24 protein-coding genes and 1 pseudogene are annotated in these 21,475 nt (G+C 71.4%); 14 read left to right on the top strand and 11 right to left on the bottom strand.

The genetic code is table 11. The annotated features are described in order from the left end of the window. The first annotated feature begins 38 nt into the window (after window positions 1-38). The 3 genes from ACIP4Y_RS16000 to ACIP4Y_RS15990 all read left to right on the top strand — a co-directional run bounded on the left by ACIP4Y_RS16000 (window position 39) and on the right by ACIP4Y_RS15990 (window position 3,318). Entirely contained in the window at window positions 39-278 is a 240-nt protein-coding gene (locus ACIP4Y_RS16000; RefSeq protein WP_100827849.1) for an SCO4848 family membrane protein, read from the top strand. A gap of 16 nt (window positions 279-294) precedes the next feature. Further along, window positions 295-1,641, top strand: a complete 1,347-nt coding sequence (locus tag ACIP4Y_RS15995; RefSeq protein WP_401393191.1) for a metallophosphoesterase — start codon at window positions 295-297, stop codon at window positions 1,639-1,641. A 132-nt stretch (window positions 1,642-1,773) separates the two neighbouring features. After that, window positions 1,774-3,318, top strand: a complete 1,545-nt coding sequence (locus tag ACIP4Y_RS15990; protein WP_401393188.1) for an ABC transporter substrate-binding protein — start codon at window positions 1,774-1,776, stop codon at window positions 3,316-3,318. Here ACIP4Y_RS15990 and ACIP4Y_RS15985 read toward each other — a convergent pair whose 3' ends face one another. The 11 genes from ACIP4Y_RS15985 to ACIP4Y_RS15935 all read right to left on the bottom strand — a co-directional run bounded on the left by ACIP4Y_RS15985 (window position 3,319) and on the right by ACIP4Y_RS15935 (window position 12,397). Next, window positions 3,319-3,927, bottom strand: a complete 609-nt coding sequence (locus ACIP4Y_RS15985; RefSeq protein ID WP_401393185.1) for a Uma2 family endonuclease — start codon at window positions 3,925-3,927, stop codon at window positions 3,319-3,321. A gap of 88 nt (window positions 3,928-4,015) precedes the next feature. Further along, window positions 4,016-4,756, bottom strand: a complete 741-nt coding sequence (locus ACIP4Y_RS15980) for a TetR/AcrR family transcriptional regulator (protein ID WP_401393182.1) — start codon at window positions 4,754-4,756, stop codon at window positions 4,016-4,018. Window positions 4,757-4,767: 11 nt separating this feature from the next. Next, on the bottom strand, window positions 4,768-5,289 hold the full coding sequence (locus ACIP4Y_RS15975) for a thiol-disulfide oxidoreductase DCC family protein (RefSeq protein ID WP_401393940.1): 522 nt from the start codon (window positions 5,287-5,289) through the stop codon (window positions 4,768-4,770). Window positions 5,290-5,294: 5 nt separating this feature from the next. After that, complete coding sequence (locus ACIP4Y_RS15970) at window positions 5,295-5,702, bottom strand: hypothetical protein (RefSeq protein ID WP_358642061.1); 408 nt, start codon at window positions 5,700-5,702, stop codon at window positions 5,295-5,297. Window positions 5,703-5,790: 88 nt separating this feature from the next. Then, window positions 5,791-6,201, bottom strand: coding sequence for a VOC family protein (locus ACIP4Y_RS15965; protein ID WP_358642063.1), 411 nt, complete (start codon window positions 6,199-6,201; stop codon window positions 5,791-5,793). A gap of 90 nt (window positions 6,202-6,291) precedes the next feature. Then, window positions 6,292-7,668 carry an FG-GAP and VCBS repeat-containing protein gene (locus ACIP4Y_RS15960; protein WP_401393177.1) on the bottom strand — a complete coding sequence of 459 codons (1,377 nt, stop codon included), beginning with the start codon at window positions 7,666-7,668 and terminating at the stop codon, window positions 6,292-6,294. A gap of 540 nt (window positions 7,669-8,208) precedes the next feature. After that, entirely contained in the window at window positions 8,209-8,988 is a 780-nt protein-coding gene (locus tag ACIP4Y_RS15955) for a succinate dehydrogenase iron-sulfur subunit (protein ID WP_401393174.1), read from the bottom strand. Beyond that, a complete protein-coding gene (sdhA, locus tag ACIP4Y_RS15950) occupies window positions 8,988-10,742 on the bottom strand; it encodes a succinate dehydrogenase flavoprotein subunit (protein ID WP_358642069.1) in 1,755 nt (584 codons plus the stop codon). The genes ACIP4Y_RS15955 and sdhA overlap by 1 nt, the downstream gene beginning before the upstream one ends. Window positions 10,743-10,761: 19 nt before the next feature. Further along, window positions 10,762-11,244 (bottom strand): succinate dehydrogenase hydrophobic membrane anchor subunit, encoded by a 483-nt coding sequence (locus ACIP4Y_RS15945; RefSeq protein ID WP_358642071.1) that lies wholly within the window; start codon window positions 11,242-11,244, stop codon window positions 10,762-10,764. A gap of 5 nt (window positions 11,245-11,249) precedes the next feature. Next, window positions 11,250-11,630: a succinate dehydrogenase, cytochrome b556 subunit gene (gene sdhC, locus ACIP4Y_RS15940; protein WP_043195476.1), complete on the bottom strand. Its 381-nt coding sequence runs from the start codon at window positions 11,628-11,630 to the stop codon at window positions 11,250-11,252. Window positions 11,631-11,821: 191 nt separating this feature from the next. Further along, window positions 11,822-12,397 (bottom strand): 2-oxo-4-hydroxy-4-carboxy-5-ureidoimidazoline decarboxylase, encoded by a 576-nt coding sequence (locus ACIP4Y_RS15935; protein ID WP_358642073.1) that lies wholly within the window; start codon window positions 12,395-12,397, stop codon window positions 11,822-11,824. Window positions 12,398-12,593: 196 nt separating this feature from the next. Here ACIP4Y_RS15935 and ACIP4Y_RS15930 point away from each other — a divergent pair, with 196 nt between their 5' ends. The 11 genes and pseudogenes from ACIP4Y_RS15930 (at window position 12,594) to ACIP4Y_RS15880 (ending at window position 21,409) form a co-directional block, all read left to right on the top strand. Beyond that, the gene (locus tag ACIP4Y_RS15930) at window positions 12,594-14,225 is read left to right on the top strand and encodes a glycoside hydrolase family 20 protein (protein WP_401393937.1); all 1,632 of its coding nucleotides are present in this window, start codon (window positions 12,594-12,596) and stop codon (window positions 14,223-14,225) included. Between the two features lie 146 nt (window positions 14,226-14,371). Continuing rightward, window positions 14,372-15,076, top strand: coding sequence for a DUF4328 domain-containing protein (locus ACIP4Y_RS15925; protein ID WP_401393169.1), 705 nt, complete (start codon window positions 14,372-14,374; stop codon window positions 15,074-15,076). Window positions 15,077-15,168: 92 nt separating this feature from the next. Further along, complete coding sequence (locus tag ACIP4Y_RS15920) at window positions 15,169-15,744, top strand: hypothetical protein (RefSeq protein WP_401393166.1); 576 nt, start codon at window positions 15,169-15,171, stop codon at window positions 15,742-15,744. Between the two features lie 203 nt (window positions 15,745-15,947). Continuing rightward, window positions 15,948-16,295: a hypothetical protein gene (locus tag ACIP4Y_RS15915; RefSeq protein ID WP_401393935.1), complete on the top strand. Its 348-nt coding sequence runs from the start codon at window positions 15,948-15,950 to the stop codon at window positions 16,293-16,295. Between the two features lie 129 nt (window positions 16,296-16,424). Beyond that, the gene (locus tag ACIP4Y_RS15910) at window positions 16,425-17,042 is read left to right on the top strand and encodes an RNA polymerase sigma factor (RefSeq protein WP_401393163.1); all 618 of its coding nucleotides are present in this window, start codon (window positions 16,425-16,427) and stop codon (window positions 17,040-17,042) included. A gap of 191 nt (window positions 17,043-17,233) precedes the next feature. Further along, window positions 17,234-18,004 (top strand): hypothetical protein, encoded by a 771-nt coding sequence (locus tag ACIP4Y_RS15905; RefSeq protein ID WP_401393160.1) that lies wholly within the window; start codon window positions 17,234-17,236, stop codon window positions 18,002-18,004. Between the two features lie 447 nt (window positions 18,005-18,451). Continuing rightward, the gene (locus ACIP4Y_RS15900; RefSeq protein WP_401393157.1) at window positions 18,452-18,922 is read left to right on the top strand and encodes a DUF5994 family protein; all 471 of its coding nucleotides are present in this window, start codon (window positions 18,452-18,454) and stop codon (window positions 18,920-18,922) included. Between the two features lie 251 nt (window positions 18,923-19,173). Beyond that, window positions 19,174-19,446, top strand: a complete 273-nt coding sequence (locus ACIP4Y_RS15895; RefSeq protein WP_401393932.1) for a hypothetical protein — start codon at window positions 19,174-19,176, stop codon at window positions 19,444-19,446. A gap of 144 nt (window positions 19,447-19,590) precedes the next feature. Continuing rightward, window positions 19,591-20,076: a DUF5994 family protein gene (locus ACIP4Y_RS15890; protein ID WP_401393154.1), complete on the top strand. Its 486-nt coding sequence runs from the start codon at window positions 19,591-19,593 to the stop codon at window positions 20,074-20,076. Window positions 20,077-20,079: 3 nt separating this feature from the next. Next, window positions 20,080-20,202: pseudogene (locus tag ACIP4Y_RS15885) on the top strand (YhjD/YihY/BrkB family envelope integrity protein); the annotation flags it as partial. 157 nt (window positions 20,203-20,359) lie between these two features. Further along, entirely contained in the window at window positions 20,360-21,409 is a 1,050-nt protein-coding gene (locus ACIP4Y_RS15880; protein ID WP_401393151.1) for a fatty acid desaturase family protein, read from the top strand. Window positions 21,410-21,475 lie beyond the last annotated feature (66 nt).

The raw sequence follows: 21,475 nt of genomic DNA, 5'->3' as shown, positions 1-21,475 counted from the left end.
CGACACGGAGCCGGACACCGGACGGCGATACTGGACTCATGAAGCTCAGCCGCCCGGTCTCCTGGTTCCTGCTCGCCTTCGGGGTGTGGTCCTGGGTCATCTGGGTCACTTTCGTCAAGAACCTGATCAAGGACAGCAGCGGACTCGCCTTCGACGACGGCCACCCGACCGCGTACTTCTGGGTGCATCTGCTGCTGGCGGTCGTGTCCTTCGTATTGGGGACGGTCATCGGGGTCATCGGGTTGCGCGGGCTGCGCGCACTGCGCCGGAACTCATAGCGGGGGACCGGTCGGGGTGGTCATCGTCGTCGTGCTCGTCGCCCTGGCCGTCCTGGCCGCCGTGGCGGGCCTGCACTGGTACGTGTGGCGGCGCCTGGTCCGCGACACCACCCGCGGCCCGGGCCCGGCCCGCCGCGCCGGCACCGCACTCTTCGTCACCGGCCCGCTCCTGATGATCGCGGCCCTGGTGTCGGAACGCACGGGCGCCCCTTTCCTGCTCCAGCGCACCTTGTCCTGGCCGGGCTTCCTGTGGATGGCGCTGGCGCTGTACCTGCTGCTCGGGGTATTGGCGGGTGAGGTGATCCGCCCGCTGCTACGCCGAGCGCTCCACCACCGAAGCCGCCCCGACGCAAACCCCTCGGGCTCACCTCTCGACCACCCGAGCGATAGCCCCGTGGGCTCGTCTCTCGACCGACCGAGCCGCAGCCCCGTGGGGTCACCTCTCGGCCGACCGAGTCGGGTGGCGGGTGGGCACAGGCCGGGGGTCCAGGGGGCGGAGCCCCCTGGTACGCCCAGCGCGGCACCGGCCGCCCAAGAGCCCACTCGGCGCCTGGTCGTATCCCGCCTCCTGGCCGGCGCAGCGGCAAGCGCCGCCGTGGCAACCGTCGGCCACGGCACCTACGGAGTCCTCCGCGGCCCCCGCGTCAAACGCGTCACCGTACCCCTGGCCAAACTCCCCCGCGCAGCCCACGGCTTCCGCATCGCCGTGGTCAGCGACATCCACCTCGGCCCGGTCCTCGGCCGCGGCTTCGCACAGCGCGTCGTCGACACGGTCAACGCCACCCGGCCCGACCTGATCGCGGTCGTCGGCGACCTGGTCGACGGCAGCGTCAAGGACCTCGGCCCCGCCGCGGCCCCCCTCGCCCAGCTCCACGCCCGGCACGGCGCCTACTTCGTCACCGGCAACCACGAGTACTTCTCCGGCGCCGAACAGTGGGTCGAGGAGGTCCGGCACCTCGGCCTGCACCCGTTGCAGAACGCCCGTACCGAGCTGCCCTTCTTCGACCTGGCCGGGGTGAACGACGTACAGGGCGAGAGCGAGGGGCAGGGCCCGGACTTCGGCAGGGCGCTCGGCGACCGGGACCGGGCACGCGCGTGCGTGCTGCTCGCCCACCAGCCGGTGCAGATCCACGAGGCCGTCCGGTACGGCGTCGACCTCCAGCTCTCCGGGCACACCCACGGCGGCCAGCTGTGGCCCGGCAACCTGCTCGCCGCCGCGGCCAACCCGACCGTCGCCGGGCTCGACCGCTACGGCGACACCCAGCTGTACGTCAGCCGGGGCGCGGGAGCCTGGGGCCCGCCCACGCGCGTGGGTGCGCCGTCGGACGTCACGGTGATCGAGCTGGCCGCCACCCGCGCGTGACCGGAACCGCACCCAACGTTCCCCCACCACTCGTCAGAAAGCCCTTCCCCACGGTGAAACCCGTGTGATTAGGTGAGCCGCGTCACTCAAGGGGAAGTGGCTGGGGAGGGCACCACCGTGCGATCTCTTCGCATGCGGATTCTCGTGACGCTGCTCGTGCTCGCCGTCGTGGGGATCGGCGGCCGGCAACTGCTGTCGTCGCAGGGGAACAAGGACCGGACCATCACCGTCGGCACGACGGACGCGGTCACCGCACTCGACCCGGCCGGCGCCTACGACGCCGGATCCTGGGCGCTGTTCAGCAACGTGTTCCAGACGCTGCTGACCTTCGAGCCGGGCGGCGTCGAGCCGGTCCCGGACGCGGCGAGGAGCTGCGGGTTCGAGGGCAGCGGCCTGAAGACGTACCGGTGCACCCTGCGCACCGGGATCACCTTCCCGAGCGGGCGCACCATGACGGCCGAGGACGTCAAGTACTCCTTCGACCGGGTCAAGAAGATCAACTCCGCTGTCGGGCCGGCGTCCCTGTTCGCCACGCTCGCCTCGGTGACCGCCGACGACGCGCACACCGTCACCTTCCACCTCTCGTCCGCCGACGCCACCTTCCCGCTGAAGGCCGCCACCGGCGCCGGGTCGATCGTGGACCGGGAGAAGTACCCGGCCGGTGCCCTGCGCACGGACGCCGCCGTCGACGGCACCGGGCCGTACACCCTCACGGCGTACACCAAGGGCGAGAAGGCCGTCCTCGCGCCGAACGGGCACTACGAGGGGTACCTGAGCGGCACCGGCCGCCCGATCGAGCTGCGCTACTACGCCGACTCGGCCAAGCTCGACCAGGCCTGGAAGGACCGGCGGATCGACGTAGCCACCCGGACCCTGCCGCCGCGGGTGCTCTCCGCGCTGAACCCGAGCGACCCCGATCAGCGGGTCACCGAGTCCGACAGCGCCGAGACCCGCAACCTGTACCTGAACACCCGCTCCGGCTCCCCGCTGCACGACCCGCGGGTGCGCCGGGCGATGGCCTGGCTGGTCGACCGCGAGCAGCTGGCCGCGACGGTCTACCAGGGCACGGTCGACCCGCTGTACTCGCTGATCCCGACCGGCATCACCGGCCACACCACGTCGTTCTTCGACAACTACCCGGCCCGGAGCGCCCGCAAGGCCCGCGAGCTGCTCACCGAGGCCGGGGTGAGCCTGCCGGTGCGTTTCACCCTGGGCTACGGCGCCGGCCGGGGCGCGGGCGCGGAGGAGGCCGCGGAGCTGAAGAAGCAGCTGGAGGCGAGCGGCCTGTTCAGGGTGGACGTCAAGGGCTACGAGTGGACCGACTTCCAGCAGCGCTGGGCCGCCGGGAAGATGGACGCCTGGGCGGTCGGCTGGGTGGCCGACTACCCCGACCCGGACACCTTCGGCGCCGCGCTCGTCGGCACCGGCTCCACCATGAGCACCGGGTACAGCAACAAGCTGGTCGACCATCTCGTCCTGGACAGCCAGCAGTTCGCCGACCGCAGCCGGGCCGCGAAGGACTTCAAGGACATCCAGGCGGACGTGGCGGAGGACGTCCCGCTGATCCCGCTGTGGCAGCGCAAGGAGTACGTGGTCAGCACCGAGGACGTGGGCGGCGGCCAGTACCTGACGGACGGCACGGGCGTGTTCCGCCTGTGGCGCCTGACCTGGATCTGATCAACCGGAATGCGGCTGACCGGCCCTGAGGATCCGGGTGACGTCGAGGGCGACCTCGGCTCCGATGACCGCGGGCAGGGTGACGGTTTCGCCCGGCGGGTAGGGGCGGTGACTGTCGTACGCGTCCCCTGCGGGATCGGTCAGGACGTGGAGGCGCTGGTGCTTGCGGTCGACGATCGCGTAGACCGGGACCTTCGCACCGGCGTATGCCCTGACCTTGTCGCGCAGGTCGGTCTTCCAGTTGCTGGAGGTGACCTCAAGCACCAGACGGAAGGCGACGGGGTCGTAGCAGTTGTTCTCGACGTGGTGGTCCTCGAAGTCGGCGTCGACCAGAGAAAGGTCCGGGATCGCGTAGTCCTCGACACCGGTGGGCAGCCAAAGGCCGACGCCTTGGACCACCGCCGACTCGTCCCCGTGGAGGCCGGCGGCCAGGAAAGGGACCATCAGCTCGGTCAGCGTCACGCCGTGGGCGCCGTCGGGACGGGGGGACACGAGGATCTGGCCTCCGATGATCTCGACGCGGTTGCCCGGATTGCGCTCCATGAGCCGATTGGCTTCCGCGATCAGCGGTCGGTACTCATGGGGCCGCTCGACGGATGCTGCGGACATCACGTGCCTCCTGTGGGCTGGTGTCGAGAGCATCATCGTAGGCAGCCGGAACCCCAGGTCCCGTTCCCGCGCGTTCACCCGGAAGTGATCACTCGGCCCGCCCCCGCCCCGGATCCGGCAGCACCTTCGTCATGCCCGGCAGGAAGTCCGTGAACAGCTCGTGGACCTCCAGGACCAGGGGCCGCAGGACCCGGAAGCGGGCCAGGGATACGCCGCGGGCGGTCAGGCGGGCCCCCCGCCGTGCCAGCCGGTAGCTGCGCTCCCGCCCCTCCGTGCGGTCGAAGATCCAGTACAGGACCAGGCCCATCTGGGAGAGCCACATCAACTCCGGGAGCACCTCCCGCAGTTCGGGCGCCACCTTGGACTTCGAGCCGGCCAGCACCTCCCGGTGCACGCTGATGGCCTGCTCGCGGGCGTGCTCGCTCTCCGGCGAGAAGGGGCTGAGCGGGCTGTCGGGGTCGGCGGCGTTCTTGAAGAACTGGACCGCGAACTCGTGGTACGGCCGGGCGATGTCCAGCCACGCGGTCAGCACGCCCGCGAGCCGCGCCTCCAGGTCGGTCTCCCGGTCCAGCACCTCCCGGACCGCCGCCCGGTGCTCGGCGGCGATCCGGTCGTAGAACCCCTGGATGAGGTGTTCCTTGCCCTCGAAGTAGTAGTAGGCGTTGCCGACCGAGACCCCGGCCTCGTTGGCGATGGCCCGCATGGTCGTCTTGTCGTACCCGCGCTCCTGGAACAACCGCATCGCGGTCTCCAGGATCAGCGCACGGGTCTGCTCGGACTTGCTGCTGTGGGGGCCGGCCGCGTCGGGGCCGTCGTTCTTCGCGGGCACGGTAGAAGAGCCTAACGACTGGCGGGAGCGGCCCCGGCGCAGGACGGCGGGGAGTAGCTCCAGCCCGTACGGGGGTGGTAGGACCAGCCGTCGGCCCGCTGGTACACCTGCCCGCCCCACCGCCCGTCCTGCCGCTGGCCCCGCCCCTGTGCCTCCCGCCACTTCGCGGCGGCGAGCACGGCCCCCCGGGCGAGCCCGGCGCCCGCCGGGGTGGCGAGCTTGTGGGCGAGCGGGCGGTGCTCGCGCAGCGCCCACAGGATGACGATCCAGGCGCGCGAGCCCCGGTAGACCTGCCCCGAGTCACCGACGACGGTGACCTCCTCCAGGGTGGCCACGTGGTCCAGCCCCGGGAAGCGGGCGCGGGCCGCGGCGGAGCCGGCCGGCAGCAGCTCCAGCGGCACCAGCTGGGGCCGGCGGGCCAGCCAGCCGCGCAGATGGGTGCACAGGACGCACTCGGCGTCGTACAGGACGGTGAGGGCGCGGACCGGGGCACCCGCGGCGCCCCGGCCGTCCGTGGTGGTCACGGCGGTCATGCCGGTCACGCCCCGGCCGTCGGCGCGATCCACTCCTGCGGGCCGACCGGGGGCCGCTGCTCCCGCTCCATGACCCCGCGCCGGCGGATCCGGTTGAGCACGTACACATTGCCCAGGTGCATCACGCCGAGCACCAGCAGCACCACGCCGAGCTTGGTCGACAGGGCCTCGAAGATGCCGCGGGTGTCCTCGATCGTCTCGTCGTCCCCCAGGTACAGCGCGACGAAGCCGAGGTTGACCAGGTAGAAGCCGACCACCAGGAGGTGGTTGACGGCGTCCGCGAGCTTCTCGTTGCCGCGCAGGACGTCGGCCAGGAAGATCCGGCCGTTGCGGCTGAGCGTGCGGGCCACCCAGACGGTCAACGAGATGCTGACGACCAGGTAGATGACGTAGGCGATGACGGTGCGGTCCATGCCCCACCCCTTCTTGAACGCGTTCAAAAAACGCTGACAGGGAAGACTGTAGACCTGTTTTTGAACACGTTCAACGGCGGGGTGGGGGTCAGCTTCTGCGGGCCAGCGCCGGGCGTTTGGTGTAGTCCGTGAGGCCGAGGACGTTCCCCCACGGATCGGCGAGCTCCACGGTCCAGCCGGTGGCCCCCTGGAACACCTCGTCCAGGGGTGCGATGCCCAGGGCCGCCAGCCTCCGCGCCGCCGCCCGCGCGTCCGGCACCTCCAGCCAGATCCGCGGCGAGGGCCAGTGCGGCGGCCGGTGCCGCAGCCCCTCCTCGGCGCGCAGCAGGATGCCCGGCGTCTCCGCGCCGACCTTCAGCAGGGCGATCCCGGCCTCGTCGAACCGGAATCCCACGGCGAACCCGGCCCGCTCGTAGAAGGCGACCGCCTCGCCCAGGTCGCCGACGGGGAGCAGCACGTTGTCGAAACCGAGCAGTTCGTACGACTCTTCGTCTGACATGTCGTCACATTAGGATTCCTTCTCCGCGGAAGCGAGGAGCCCCACCGGAGCGGACCCCGGTGGGGCTCTGCGACAGACCCGGCAGCGTGACTACTGCGGGAAGTCCGGGTCCAGGCCGGTCTCCGAGGCACGGCTGGTGGTGATGCCCGAGGCGGTCGCGCGCAGCAGCACGCTCCTGCGGTTCAGGTCGCCCGACACCAGCAGGTCCGCGTCGCCGTCCCGGTCGAAGTCACGCAGGCGGACGAAGAGGCCGAGCCGCTCGTCCTGGGTGGCGTTGCCCGGCACGCCGGTCCCGGCCCGGCTGAACCACTGGGACACGCCGGCCCGGCCGGGGGTGCCGACGAGGCCCGTCCTGCTGCCCCGCAGGATGTGCACCCCGCCCGCGTCGCGCACGGAGCCGACGTCCTCGCCGGGCACGCCGACCGCGAGGTCCGGGTAGCCGTCGCGGTTGGTGTCCCCGGCGGAGAGGGAGTAGCCGAAGCCGTCGCCCTTGCTCGCCGCGGTCACCACACCGGGGCTGGACTGGGTCACCATGTACGCGTAGCCGAAGCCGCCGGCCTTGCCGGGGATGACGACGACGCTACCCGAGTCCTTGTTGTAGCGGATGTCGCCGAAAGCCAGGTCCCCGTAGCCGTTCCTGTCGAAGTCGGCGATGACACCGGCCGGGTGGGAGCTGGGCAGGAACTGGTTGTGCGTGATGAACCTGCCCGAGGTGACCGCACTGCCGCCGTGCAGGTACCAGTAGACCTGCGTCGGCTTGCCGCCGCTCTCCTGGCCCTGCCCCAGGACGAACAGGTCGGTCGCCCGGTCCTTGTCGACCTTTCCGGCGACGAGGGCGGCCGGCTCCAGCGTGCCGGGCGGTGTGTTCCGCGTGACCCTGCCCGTCGTACCGGACGGGGAGAACCCGCCCCGGTAGATGTACACGCTGCCGCCGTCGGCGACGGCCAGGTCCGCCCTGCCGTCGCCGTCGAAGTCGCCGGAGGCGAGGGCGGCGCCGAGTCCGAGGCCGGCGCCGGCCGGGACGGGCAGCCGGGTGGCCTTGGCGCCCAGGCCCGCCCTGGAGCCCCACAAGACGGTGACCGCACCGGCCCCGGCGGTCGTACCGACCTGCTCGCTGCGGTCGCCGACGACCAGGTCGGCGTACCCGTCGCGGTTGAGGTCGGCGTTGGCGAGCTGGTCGCCGAAGCGGTCGGCGTAGCCCCCGGCCTCGCCGGCCTCGCCCGGGATGTGCGGGCTGTCCTGCGTGAACCGGACCGTCTTCGGGCCCGGCCCGGTTCTCGTGCCGTAGACGACGGTGACCTTGCCGTTCCCGCCGGTCGCGTAGTCCCGGTAGCCGTCCCCGTCGAAGTCGTCGGCGTACCCGGCCGGCGTGGCCGCGGCCGCCGTCCCGGCCGTGACGGCCGTCAGCCCGCCGGTGAGCGAGAGCGCCGTGACCGTGGCCACGGCCAGCTTCCTGTGCGTGCGCATGTCCCTCCTTGATCGTGTACCCGGAAGACCCACCGGGAGGAAGGAGAGTTGTACGACGAGGGCCCCGCCCGGGCGAGACCACCGCACGGGGCCCGGGCCGAGCGCTCTCACCCGACGGCGATGCGCGTCTTCGTAGCGGTGCTTGACGTACAGGACACCTTCACCGAATACGATCCGCTCGGCCGGGTGCGCTACGTCCGGGAGGGCTCCGCCACCTCCACTCCGGTCCGGGAGTACCAGTACACCGACGCCGGCGGTAGCCCCGGGCGTCGTACGCGTAGCGCGTCGTGCGGCCGGACTCTTCGTGCAGCCCAGGCTTGAAATCCGCCGCCCGGTGGCGGCGGTGCAGGGAGCCGATGACCTTGCCTGTGGCGACCTCCAGGGCGGCGAAGAGGGTCGTGGTGCCGGCGACCGTCGACTGCGACATCCTGGGTGGTGCTGCCGGACCAAGGGCCGCGTCGGCCGGCCGCCATGACGAGGGCCCCGTCTCCCGGAACATCGCTCCGGGAGACGGGGCCCACGCCGTAGGCGTACCGCGGATCAGTAGCGGCGCGTGATCAGGGCGCGCTTCACTTCCTGGATCGCCTTGGTGACCTCGATGCCGCGCGGGCAGGCGTCCGTGCAGTTGAAGGTCGTGCGGCAGCGCCACACGCCGTCGCGGTCGTTGAGGATCTCCAGCCGCTGCTCCCCGGCCTCGTCACGCGAGTCGAAGATGAAGCGGTGGGCGTTCACGATCGCGGCCGGGCCGAAGTACTGGCCGTCGTTCCAGAACACCGGGCAGGAGGAGGTGCAGGCCGCGCAGAGGATGCACTTCGTGGTGTCGTCGAAGCGCTCGCGGTCCTCGGCGGACTGCAGCCGCTCACGCGTGGGCTCGTTCGTGTCCTTCGTGATGAGGAAGGGCATGACGTCCCGGTACGCCTGGAAGAACGGCTCCATGTCCACGACCAGGTCCTTCAGGACCGTCAGGCCCTTGATGGGCTCGATCGTGATCGGCTTCTCGGGGTTGATGTCCTTGATCAGCGTCTTGCAGGCAAGGCGGTTCTTGCCGTTGATCCGCATCGCGTCCGAGCCGCAGATGCCGTGCGCGCACGAGCGGCGGAAGGTGAGGGTGCCGTCGACGTCCCACTTGATCTTGTGGAGGCCGTCGAGGACGCGCTCCTTCGGGTCGATCTCCAGCTGGAAGTCTTCCCAGGTGGCCTCCGCCGCGACCTCCGGGTTGAACCGGCGGATGCGGAAGGTGACCGTGATGTAGGGGGAGTCGGCGAAGCCGGGCTCGGGCTGGCCGGCCGCGTCCGCCTTGTCCAGAACAGGGGTAGCCATCAGTACTTACGCTCCATCGGCTGGTAGCGGGTCTGGACGACCGGCTTGTAGTCGAGACGGACGGTTTCCGAGCCGTCGGCGCCGACCTCGCGGTACGCCATGGTGTGGCGCATGAAGTTGACGTCGTCGCGGTTCGGGTAGTCCTCGCGGTAGTGACCGCCGCGGGACTCCTTGCGGGCCAGCGCCGAGACGGCCATGACCTCGGCCAGGTCCAGCAGGTTGCCCAGCTCGATGGCCTCCAGCAGGTCGGTGTTGAACCGCTTGCCCTTGTCCTGGATCGCCACGTTCTGGTAGCGCTCCTTGAGCTCGGCGATCTTCTCGACCGCCGTCTTGATCGTCTGCTCGGTGCGGAACACCATGACGTTGGCGTCCATGGTCTCCTGCAGCTCGCGGCGCAGGGTCGCCACCCGCTCGCTGCCGGTGGAGGTGCGCAGCCGCTCGATCTGCTCGACGACGAAGGACTCCGGGGCCTCCGGCAGCTCGACGTAGTCGGCCTTGGCCGAGTACTCGGCGGCGGCGATGCCCGCGCGGCGGCCGAAGACGTTGATGTCCAGCAGCGAGTTGGTGCCCAGGCGGTTGGCACCGTGGACCGACACGCAGGCGACCTCGCCGGCCGCGTACAGGCCCGGGACGACGGTGGTGTTGTCCGCGAGGACCTCACCCTCGACGTTGGTCGGGATGCCGCCCATCGCGTAGTGCGCGGTCGGCTGGATCGGGATCGGGTCCGTGTACGGCTCGATGCCGAGGTAGGTGCGCGCGAACTCGGTGATGTCCGGGAGCTTGGCGTCCAGCTGCTCCGGCGGCAGGTGGGTCAGGTCCAGGTAGACGTGGTCGCCCTCGGGACCGCAGCCGCGGCCCTCGCGGATCTCCGTGTAGATGGAGCGGGACACGACGTCACGGGACGCGAGGTCCTTCATGACCGGCGCGTACTTCTCCATGAAGCGCTCGCCGTCCTTGTTGCGGAGGATGCCGCCCTCACCACGGGCGCCCTCCGTCAGCAGGATGCCCATGCGCCAGATGCCCGTCGGGTGGAACTGGAAGAACTCCATGTCCTCCAGGGGCAGGCCGCGGCGGTAGACCGCCGCCTGGCCGTCACCGGTCAGGGTGTGCGCGTTGGAGGTCACCTTGAAGAACTTGCCGCAGCCGCCGGAGGCGTAGATCACGGCCTTCGCCTGGAAGACGTGGATCTCACCGGTCGCCAGCTCGTACGCCACGACACCGGCCGACTTCTTGACGCCGTCGACCTCGGTGATCAGCTGGTCCAGGACGTAGAACTCGTTGAAGAACTCCACGCCCTCCTTGACGCAGTTCTGGTACAGCGTCTGGAGGATCATGTGGCCGGTGCGGTCCGCGGCGTAGCAGGACCGGCGGACCGGGGCCTCGCCGTGGTTGCGGGAGTGACCGCCGAAGCGCCGCTGGTCGATGGTGCCGCCCGGCGTCCGGTTGAACGGCAGGCCCATCTTCTCCAGGTCGAGGACGGCGTCGATGGCCTCCTTCGCCAGGATCTCGGCGGCGTCCTGGTCGACCAGGTAGTCACCGCCCTTGACCGTGTCGAAGGTGTGCCACTCCCAGTTGTCCTCCTCCACGTTGGCGAGCGCGGCGGCCATGCCGCCCTGCGCGGCGCCCGTGTGGGAACGGGTGGGGTAGAGCTTGGTCAGGACCGCGGTGCGGCTGCGCTTCGTCGCCTCGATGGCGGCGCGCATGCCCGCGCCGCCGGCGCCGACGATGACGGTGTCGTACTTGTGGATCTTCATGATTCTCGCAGCCCCGTGCCTAGCGGATGTTCGGGTCGAAGGTGAAGATCACCAGCGTGCCCAGCAGGATGGTGAACACCGTGGCGGTGTAGAGCAGGCCCTTGAGCCACAGCCGGGTGTTGGGCCGCTCGGCGTAGTCGTTGATGACCGTGCGCAGGCCGTTGGCGCCGTGCAGCATGGCCAGCCACAGCATCAGCAGGTCCCAGACCTGCCAGAACGGGGACGCCCAGCGGCCGGCCACGAAGGCGAAGCCGATCTTGGAGACACCGCCGTCCAGCACCAGCTGGATCAGCAGGTGGCCGAGGACGAGGACGACCAGCACGATGCCGGACAGGCGCATGAACAGCCAGGCCGCCAGCTCGAAGTTGCCCCGGGTCGACTTCGGGGTCTTCTTGGTGCGCTTGCGCGGCGCCTCGATGAACGGGGCCGGGTTGTCGACGGTGTAGACGGGGGCGCCCTCGACGGGGCCGACTCCGGAGGCCGCGGTTTCAGTCGTGGACATCGGCGTCAGCTCCCAAACAGGACACGGTAGGCGTGGCCGAGGACCGGGTAGATCGCACCGAGCATCAGCACGATCCAGACACCCATCACGGTCCAGAACATCTGCTTCTGGTAGCGCGGGCCCTTCGACCAGAAGTCGACGGCGATGACGCGCAGGCCGTTGAGCGCGTGGAAGAGGATGGCGGCGACGAGGCCGTACTCCAGCAGCGCGACGATCGGCGTCTTGTACGTGGCTACGACCTTGTCGTAGTCCTCGGGGGAGACACGCACGAGAGCGGTGTCCAGCACGTGAACGAACAGGAAGAAGAAAATGAGGACGCCGGTGACTCGGTGAGCCACCCAGGACCACATTCCTTCCCGGCCGCGGTACAGCGTTCCAGCCGGCACGGAAGAACCCTCCGGGAGCGGGGATTAGGGCCGCGCCGGCTTCACTGTCGGTCGGGCCCGGCCGGGTACGGTCCACCGGCCCTCTGCATGGTATCCACGTGCCGCCGTGGTGCTTACGGGGGGCCTACCGGTGTGATCAAAGTGGCACGCGGTTGGGCTAGCGGGGGTGGTCGCCGCGGCGGATTCGGCGGTCATTTGCCGGGTGCGGGTGCGTTTGGGCTGGTCGCGCCCGCGTGGCGGTAGCCACAAATCGAAAACGGCTCGGCGCCGCTGAGCAGGTCGTGCAGCCGTCCTCGGGCCAGACGCCGCAGCTCCTCCGCCGCTGTCACCCGCTCCTCCTCCGGATCGTTTGCCAATCGTGACCGGATCGCTTCGAGGATGTGGTCGATGACCTCGTCCGGGGGGACGTCGCCCAGATAGATGACGAACGCGTGTCCGAATCGGGCCTCGTAGGCGGCGCGCGCGGCGCCCAGGGCCGTGTGGGCCGCCGAGTACGTGTCCTCGGGCAGCTCCGGGAGGGTCTCGCCGGCCAGGGCCTCGGCCAGGTCGGCCGGGGAGAGGTCGTACGCCGCCTCGTCCGCCGCTGCCAGCAGGGCGTCCAGGTCGGGATAGGGACGGTGGTCGGCGATCCGGTCGGACCAGCGCAGGCTGTGCAGGCAGTGCAGGAGCAGGGTGCGGGCCTCGTCGGCGCGGGCTGTGTTGAAGGCGTCGAGGGGCGTGGGGAGATACGGCAGGCGGTGGGCGGGCAGCGTGGGTCCTCGCGTCACATGTGGCGTGGCAGGGGATGCTGTGAAAGGTGTGTCGTCAGGTTATCGAGAGTGGTCACGCTGTGTCCGAGGGATACCTGAATTTCACCCGAACGGAAGAGTTTGAGACCACTTGGGTGACGGATGGGCCGACGATCGGTCGTACGTTGGCAGGGTGACCCAGCACAGGCTCAGGCGCCGGGGCTCGGCGCGACAGGTGATACGCAAGCGGGCGGTCGTGGCCGCCGCGGTCGTCGGGACGGTCGCGCTCGGCACGGGCGTCGGCGTGTGGGCCTCGGCGGACGGGGGCGGCGGCGGGCCCGAGAGCGGCGCGCGGCAGACGTCCCCCGGCCGGGTGGCCGGCACCGGGGCCGGCCCGGGGCAGCCGGCGACCACGTCGGCCAGTCCCAGCCCGAGCCGGTCGTACCCGCTCTCGCGGGCGCCGCGCACGATACCCGCGGTCCGCTCCCACACCCCGGCCCGCGGTCCCGGCTGGAAGCCGCAGCGCGGCGAGCGGGTGGTGGTGAGCGACCCCGAGCTGGCCGACGAGGGCCGGCTGGTAGCCGGGGAGCTGGGGCTGGCGTACGCGGGGGAGAAGAGCGACGCCCGGGCGGGCGATGTGCGGCTCGCGCTCGGCGGCGGGGGCGGGAACCAGGAGTCGTACACCCTGACCGTCCGGGACGGGCGGGTCGACATCAGCGGGCCCGGCGAGGCGGGCGTCTTCTACGGCACCCGCACCCTGAAGCAGGAGGTCCACGGCGGCGGTACGGCCCCCGAGGGCGTCGTACGCGACCAGCCGGCCAAGCCGGTGCGCGGGTTCATGCTGGACATCGCGCGCAAACCGTACTCCGAGGCCTGGATCGAGGACCGGATACGCGAGCTGGGGGACCTGAAGTACAACGAGCTGGGGCTGCACTTCTCCGACGACCAGGCCTTCCGGATCGAGTCCAGCAGCCACCCGGAGATCGTCTCCCGGGACCATCTGACCAAGGCGCAGGTCAAGCGGATCGTCGCGCTGGCGGACAGCCGGCACATCACCGTCGTGCCCGAGATCGACTCGCCCGGGCACCTGGGGGCCGTCATCGCCGCCCACCCGGACCTGCAGCTGCGCAACGTGAACGGGGTGGCGACCAGGGGTGCGATCGACATCTCCAAGGAGGCCTCCGCGCGGATCGTCGACGACCTGCTGAACGAGTACGCCGGGCTCTTCACCGGCGACCGGTGGCACCTGGGCGGCGACGAGTACCAGGCGCTCACCGTGCGCGACCCGCAGGCCTCCTACCCGCAGCTGGCGGCCGCCGCCCGGCGGAAGTACGGCGCCGGCGGGACCGTCGCCGACCTCGCCACCGGCTGGCTCGACGACCGCGCCACCACCGTCCGCGCACACGACCGGACCATGCGCGCCTGGAACGACGGCTTCTTCCGCGGCACCTCCGTGCAGCCCGCGAAGGATCTCCAGGTCGCCTACTGGACCGGCAAGGAGATCGGCGCCCGGCCGCCGGCGGAGTACCTGAGCGCCGGCCGCACGGTGCTCAACTACAACGACGAGTACCTCTACTACGTGCTCGGCCAGCCGCAGACCTTCGTCTACCCGACCGGACAGCGCATCTACGAGCAGTGGAACCCCCGGGTGCTGCGCGGCACGACGGCCGTCCCGGCGCGCTACGACGGGCAGATCCTCGGCGGATCGTTCGCGGTCTGGTCCGACCGCCCGAACGCGCAGACGGAGGGCCAGGTCGCCGCGGGCATCCGGATGCCGCTGCGGGCCACCGCGCAGAAGCTGTGGGACCCGGGCAAACCGGCGCTTTCCTGGGCCGACTTCAGGAAGCTGGCGGACCGGCTGGGCTGAGAACCGAGTGGACGTACGACGGCGTCCGACCGTATGTTCCGGTGTCCGCGCGCGTCTTCGCACGCGCGCCGGCACCAGTGCTTGCGCCGGTTCGGGGAGAGCCGCGCGCCGTCTCGGATCTCGTTTCTTCTCGGGGGAACTTCGCCATGACCACGCCCATGCCCGCGCCGTCCTACCCGGCCCCGCCCGGCGCCTGGCTGCGCTCACCGGCCGCGCTCGGCCGGGCCACCGCCCTGCTGCTCGGCCTCGTCATCGCCACCGACCTGTTCGCCTGCTACGCGGACCTGCTGGAGATGGACGTCACCGGCGACATCGCCGACGGCGTCACCGGCGCCGACGTGATCGACCGGGCGGACCGCGCGGACGCCCTCTACGGCGTCGCCGGCATCTCGCAGGGCGTCGCGCTGGTGGCCACGGCCGTCGTCTACCTGTGCTGGCTGTGGCGGATCCGGGTGAACGCCGAGGTGTTCGACGCCTCCCGGCACCGCATGAAGCGCGGCTGGACCATCGGTGCCTGGTTCTGCCCGGTCGTGAACCTGTGGTTCCCGCGCCGGATCGTCGCGGACAGCTGGGACGCCAGCGCCCCCTGGGGCTCGCGGTCCGGGCACACGCCGGTCAACGCCTGGTGGACGCTGTGGCTCGTCAGCATCTTCGTGGGCCGGTTCGCCGACCGCAGCTCCCGGCGGGCCGAGACGGCGGACGAACTGAGCGAGGCCGCCAGGGCGATGCTGTTGTCCGACGGCCTCGACATCGCGGCCGCCGTCCTCGCCATCGTGGTGGTCGTCCACCTGACCCGGATGCAGGAACGCAAGGTCCTCTCCGGCGAGCTGCCGGTCCCCGCACTTGGCTGAAAAACCATGGCTGTGACACTCCCGCTCCGTCGCACGCAGTAAGGGGAAGTGCGGGCTCCGTACCGGTCGGCGCCCTGGCGAGGGAGGCATTCATGAGCCTGGTGGACCTGATCGCACAGGCCGACGAACGCGGACTGGCCGCCGGCGGATTGGCTTGTTTGGATCGGTGTCTGCCGCTGCTCGGCGGCGACGACGAGCTGCTGCGCCCGCTGTGGGCATGCCTCGCCGACAACTCCGACTGGGCCGGCGAGCTGACCCGGGCCCGCGAGGCGCTCGGCCCCGCGGAGCCCGCCGACGAGGCCGCGCGGCTCGCCCGCCGGATGCTCCGGTCGGCCCCGGCCGAGCGCACCGCCGACGCCGTACGGCCCTGGGCCGACGCCTGCTCCGTCGCCTCGTTGCGCATCCACCGGCTGCTCGACCCCGCCACGGCCGACGGCTCGGACCCGGACGGCGCGGACGGCCTCGACGCCGGTCGCGCGGGCGACACCGCGGACCTGCCGCCGCTCGTCGCCGCCGAGCTGCGCCGCCAGGCCGCGGTGCTGGAACTCCTCGCGGGGCACGGGGCGCAGGGCCTGCGGCGGGCGCTGGAGGTGTCGGTGGAGGGCCGCCGGGTCCTGCGCGCGGTGGTCTCCCGCCGGGCGCGCAGCGCCGTGGAACCGGGGGCGTGACGGGGGCCTGTGACCTTCGTGCGGCGGACCTGGGGCGGTCCTGCGACGGTTGGCGGAACGTTTCGAGAAACGCCCCGGAACCCGGTGACGGAACCTCGCCCCGGCTCGCTGTTCCCTATGTGACAGCCGATGTGACAGCTCATGTGACGGCCCGGTACGGGACAGCGCAGCAGGAGAGCAGGCCGCACGCCGCGGTGAAGCCCGTGCGGTGGGCGGCGGACGCGGTGGCGACCATGCGCGAGGGCGCGCGGGTCCGGCTCGACTACTCGGCGCAGAGCCTGTGGCGGGTGGACCGGACGATCGAGGAGATACGCCGCGAGGGCCCGCCCTACGCGGCCGTCGAAAGCGTGCTGCGCGGCTTCGGCGCCTACGCCGGCGAGGTGATCGTCCGGCAGACCGGCGCCGAGTGGTGGGCGACCGGCGGCGAGCACTGGCTGCGCACCCCCGACGGCAGGCTGTGGGACCCCATCGACGAGGCGCGCCGCTGCTACGGCGGCCACGGCTCGCTCCGGCTGCTGTGCCGGGACGCCACCGCGAGCGCCTCCGGCTGACCTGGCTGTGACACTTCCGTCGGGGCCGACGCTGATGATCGTGGAGGGCGACAGACACGGCCGGAGCGTGTCGCACCGTGACGGAAGCGCCACGCAGTGGCCAGGAACTCGGCACGAACGAGGACGGTCTTGGGCCAGGGAGGGGAACCCCGCCGCCCGCAGCCGCGGGACGGGGAGCTGGGCGCCGCCGTCGCGCGGGCCCAGGACGGTGACGAGACCGCCTTCGCGGTGGCCTACCGCATCGTGCAGCCCGGACTGCTCGGCTACCTGCGGGGCCTGGTCGGCGACGACGCGGAGGACGTCGCCTCCGACGCCTGGCTGGAGATCGCCCGCGACCTCGGCCGGTTCCGGGGCGACGGCGCCGGCTTCCGCGGCTGGACCGCGACCATCGCCCGGCACCGCGCGCTGGACCATCTGCGCCGGCAGCGGGTACGGCCCCGGGCGGCACAGCTCGAACAGGACGCGCTGGAGCTGCCCGGCCGGCACAGCACCCACGACCAGGCCCTGGAGTCGCTGTCCACAGAACGCGCGCTGGACCTGGTGCGCGGGCTGCCCCGGGACCAGGCCGAGGCGGTGCTGCTGCGGGTGGTCGTCGGCCTCGACGGCCCCGCCGCCGCCCGCGTCCTCGGCAAACGCCCCGGCGCCGTCCGTACCGCCGCCTACCGGGGGCTGCGCCGCCTGGCCCGCCAACTCGGCACCGACGGTGTGACGGATGCCGATCCGCCGACGCTGGGTGAGTCGGGATGAACGACGGCGGGCGCGGGACGTATGTACAGACGTCCGTCGTGATGCGCCTGTGCTGATCGGTGGCTTCCGGCGTGGGGCTGCCGCGGTGGGCAGGCGTGCGCCCGGGGCCGGCCCTGCCGGTGCGGGTGCTCGGGGTGTGGGCGGGTCGGTGTACGGAGTTCCGGGCGGACCGGATGAGGACGGGAACGGGCATGGGTGAACGGCACTGCGGCGACGGGCTGTCCGGCCGCCGGCGCGCGCACCCTCACGGCACCGTCGCCGCGCCCGAGCCGGCCGGCATCTCCGCGGGCCTCCCGGAACTGGAGACGCGGTTCGGTGCCGCGCTGCGCGCAGGAGCCGTCGACGCCGAGGCCGAGCGCAGCGCCGTGGCCGCGTTCCGGGCCGCGCGCGAGGCGGGCGCGCCCGACACCAGGACCCGCGCCCGGGACGACTGGCGGCCCGGGCGACCCCGCCGCGCCCTGCGGACCACGCTCGCGCTGGCGCTGGCGAGTCTCACGCTGGGCGGAGTCGCCGTCGCGGCGATCGGCTCGGCGCACTCCGGGCCGGACGACGGCGGCCGGCAGGCCCCGCGCTCGGTGCGCCCGTCGCCGAGCGCCCCCTCCGCCCCGGCGGCCGACGCCACGCCCGGCGGTACGGCGACCGGGCCGGGGGACACCGGCACCGCGGCGCCCTCCGGGACGCCCGCGCGTCCGACGACCGCCGGGGACACCCTGGCCCACTGCCGTGCCTACGCGCGGGCGGGGGAGCGGGGCGGCGCCCTGGAGGCGGCGGCGTGGCAGCGGCTGGTCGCAGCGGCGGGCGGCCGGGACGAGGTCGCGGCCTACTGCGCCGCCCGGGCGGCCCGTACGCAGGGCAAGGACACCGGCAAGGCGGACGAGCCCGGCAACTTCGGCGACACGGGCAACGCCAAGGGCGAGAGCAAGGGCGGCGGCCGCGGGAAGCCGGCCGGCGGCAAGCGCTAGGGCCCCTTTCCGGGGCGGGCCGGTTCCGCGAAGGCAACGGCCGGGGCCGCCACCCCTGGCCTGATTGAGCCGCAAAGGGGAGCTGACCAGGCACTTGTCGTCCGGGCGCAGGTTCTCGCTTCCTTCCTGGATCGGCCCTCGTCTAGGTGTTTCCGGCTGTTCGTGGCCGCTGTTGGTCACATCGACCTCTGCCTCGTCAATGCCGGGTTGCTGCATCACGCACCTCCGGAGAGCGCACGTACGAAATACGAAACAGGAGACGCACAGGCAACTGGACGACAGCACCGAAGGCAGGAAACTACCTGGATATCCCCGGCTTTTCGGGCCGGTGAGCGGAGTAGTGTGAAGACACCGGGAGTTCTTCGCGCACCGGCTCCGCTGCGGGTGCCGTTTCCGGTGATCGACAGCGCCGGGCCGCACCCACGCGCCCGGGGACGGGTCCGCGCCATGGCCGTGACCATTGACCGTACGGCATCGAGCAGACGCACGCCGCCGCAGCCGGCTCGGCTGTCCCTGACACCCACGCCGGGCGGGCTGGACGGCATGTGGTGGCCTCGCTCCCGTGCCCTCACCCGTGAGCTGCCGTCCTTGACGGCCGCGTTGGGCGATCTCTGGGGTCGTATCACGGGTGTCACGGTGCACCCGGCCTACTGGCCCGTCCTGCCGCATTGGGTGTCTGACGTCGGGCGCACCGTGCAGGTGGGCTGGTCCACCGAGGAACAGGATCCGCACAGACTCACTCTCTTCTCCGCCGACGGCCGCCGGGACGTGCTGGTGATTCCGCCGGAAACCGGTGCGGATGCCGCCGCACGGCTGATGGCCGGCGACGGCATCGGTGCCCCGGCCCGGGAGGAAGCAGCAGACAATCGGCTCGACAGGGCCTTCGCCCGCTGGTCGGCGGAGGTGAGAGAACCATGACTGTCATCGCCGTGGCCTTGCTGCTCCTTCTGATCGCCGTCGGAGTCGTTCTGATCCACCGGCTCAACGGTCAGCACGACGAACGGATCGCTGCCTTCCACTACAGCGATGTTCTGCCGGGGATCGGGCGTCGGCCCCGGAGGCACCGCCGGTCGGCGGTGGACACGGCCGTTCCGACGCGTCCCACCGCGACGGCCACCGCGTACGACATCGACGCCGGCCCGACCGTGGGCGGTAGAGGAAGGCGCGTCATGGCGATATTGCGAGACCGGAAAACGTACCGCGAGAGGATCATGCAGGCTCTGTACCAAGCCGCCGAAGGCAATCGCCTCCTGGGCGTCGATGGGGCGAAGCTCCGCAACGACCTCGGTATCCCTGAGCAGGACATGGCGGCTGCCTGTATGTACCTGGCGGGCGAAGGCTGGGTCGTCGTGGACTGGGAAAGGGGCAACACGCCCGCGATGATCACGCTGACGCACGAGGGGATCCGGCGGATGGAGACAGAAGAGGAAGGGCGTGGCTGAGCCGCTATACGCCGGAGCCGTTGTCTGTCTGCGGACGAAGCGCTCGCGCGAGCGTCGTGCGGAGTACGGTGAGGTGGCAGGGTCACTTCGTGCGGCGGTCGCATGCCCTGCGGTCGCACTGCTCTCTGCGGACGGGCGGACACCATGGCCGACTCCGACACCCCCGACCTCCCCGGGCTCCTGCCGGACGCCGTCCACCGGTCGGTGAAACCCGGGACGGCCCTGCTGAGGCTGGAGACGACACACGCACGCGAGGGAATCCTGGACGGTGCGTGGTGGCCGCGGTCACGGGACATCGGTGCCGAGCTCCCCTCGCTGATCTCCGCGTTGAGCGAGCATCTCGGGCCTGTCACCCGGGTCGGCCTGGACGGCAGTGCCTGGAACGGACTGCCGACCCGGGTGATGGTGGACGAGCGAGTCGTGCACATCGATTCCTTCCCGGTCGGTGACGACACCGTCCTCATCACCCGGGGCGAGCGGGACCTTTTCTCCCTGTTGCTGGTCCCGCCGGACACGTCGCCCGACGCGGCACGCGCCGCCATGGCCAGGGCCGTACGGGCCGACAACGTCACCGAGGCCAGACAGATCCTCATCGATACGGGCAGCGACACGCCACCTGCACCGGCCTGAAAACTGATCGCCTCCGCTGCGTTCGCCTTCCACCTGGCGACCTTCAGCAGCTACGACAAGACCTACGGCAGCATGGCCGCCGTGATCATCTTCCTGGTCTGGATGTGGATCTCCAACATCGCCATGAAGGGCCCTACGTCGAGCCCCGCGACACCCGCGAACTCTGACAAGCACCCCGGCTGCCGTGCCGACGGGAGGGATGTGGGTACCCGGCTGCCGCCTCGCATCCGGCACACCGCCCGGCCGGACGCGGCCCGTCAGCCGGGAAGGACAGATCGACAGCATGACCATGCATACCGCACCCCGTCGCCCGCCGCCCGTGGGCGGCAGTGACTTCGCCCGCCTGTCCAAGAAGATCACCGATGCCGGCCTGATGAACAGGCGCCCCGGCTACTACACCGTCCGGTCCATCGCGGTGGCCGTCGCCTACGCCGGTGGCTGGAGCGCGTTCGTCCTCGTCGGCGCCGGCTGGTGGACCCTGGCGGTCGCCGCGTTCCTCGCCCTGATCTTCGGGCAGGTCGCTCTGCTCGCCCACGATGTCGCGCACCGCCAGGTGTTCCGCCGTCGCCGGCCCAGCGAGACGTCCGGCCGTATCGCCGGGGCCGCGATCGGGATGGGCTATGGATGGTGGCAGGACAAGCACACCCGCCATCACGCCAACCCCAATCACGAGGGCCGCGACCCCGACATCGCCCCCGACCTACTGGTCTGGTCCCAGGGACAGGCCCGCGTCGCCACCGGACTGCCGAGGCTCATCGGCCGCTGGCAGGCGTTCCTCTTCTTCCCCCTGCTCCTGCTCGAGGGGGTCAACGTTCACGTCTCGAGCGCGCGGGCACTGGGCAACCGTGCCCTGAAGAACCGCACCCTGGACGGCTTGCTGCTCTACGGGCACATCGCGGCCTACCTGGCCGCACTGTTCCTCGTCCTGCCCGCGGGCATGGCGATCGCGTTCCTGGCCGTCCACCAGTGCCTGTTCGGCCTCTACCTCGGCTGCCTCTTCGCGCCCAACCACAAAGGCATGCCGATCCTGACCGGCGACGACCGCCCCGACTTCCTGCGCCGCCAGGTCCTGACCGCACGCAACGTACGCGGCAGCTGGTTCACCGATCTCGCCCTGGGCGGACTGAACCACCAGATCGAACACCACCTGTTCCCCAGCATGCCCAGCCCTCATCTGCGCAAGGCCCGGCCCATCGTCCGCCGCTACTGCCAGGACCTGGGAGTGGACTACCTGGAAACCGGGCTGATCGCCTCCTACCGGCAGGCACTCGCCAGCCTCCACCGAGCAGGAGCGCCACTGCGGCGAGCCCGTATCAGCACCGCCCGCGCGTGATGCTCGGCCACGGCCGCCGGACACTCCGGCCGCCCACACGCCCACGTAGTGGTCTTTGACCTGCGG

The sequence above is a fragment of the Streptomyces sp. NPDC088810 genome (assembly GCF_044750305.1).
Lineage (GTDB): Bacteria > Actinomycetota > Actinomycetes > Streptomycetales > Streptomycetaceae > Streptomyces.
This window is presented reverse-complemented; position numbering and strand designations above follow the sequence as displayed.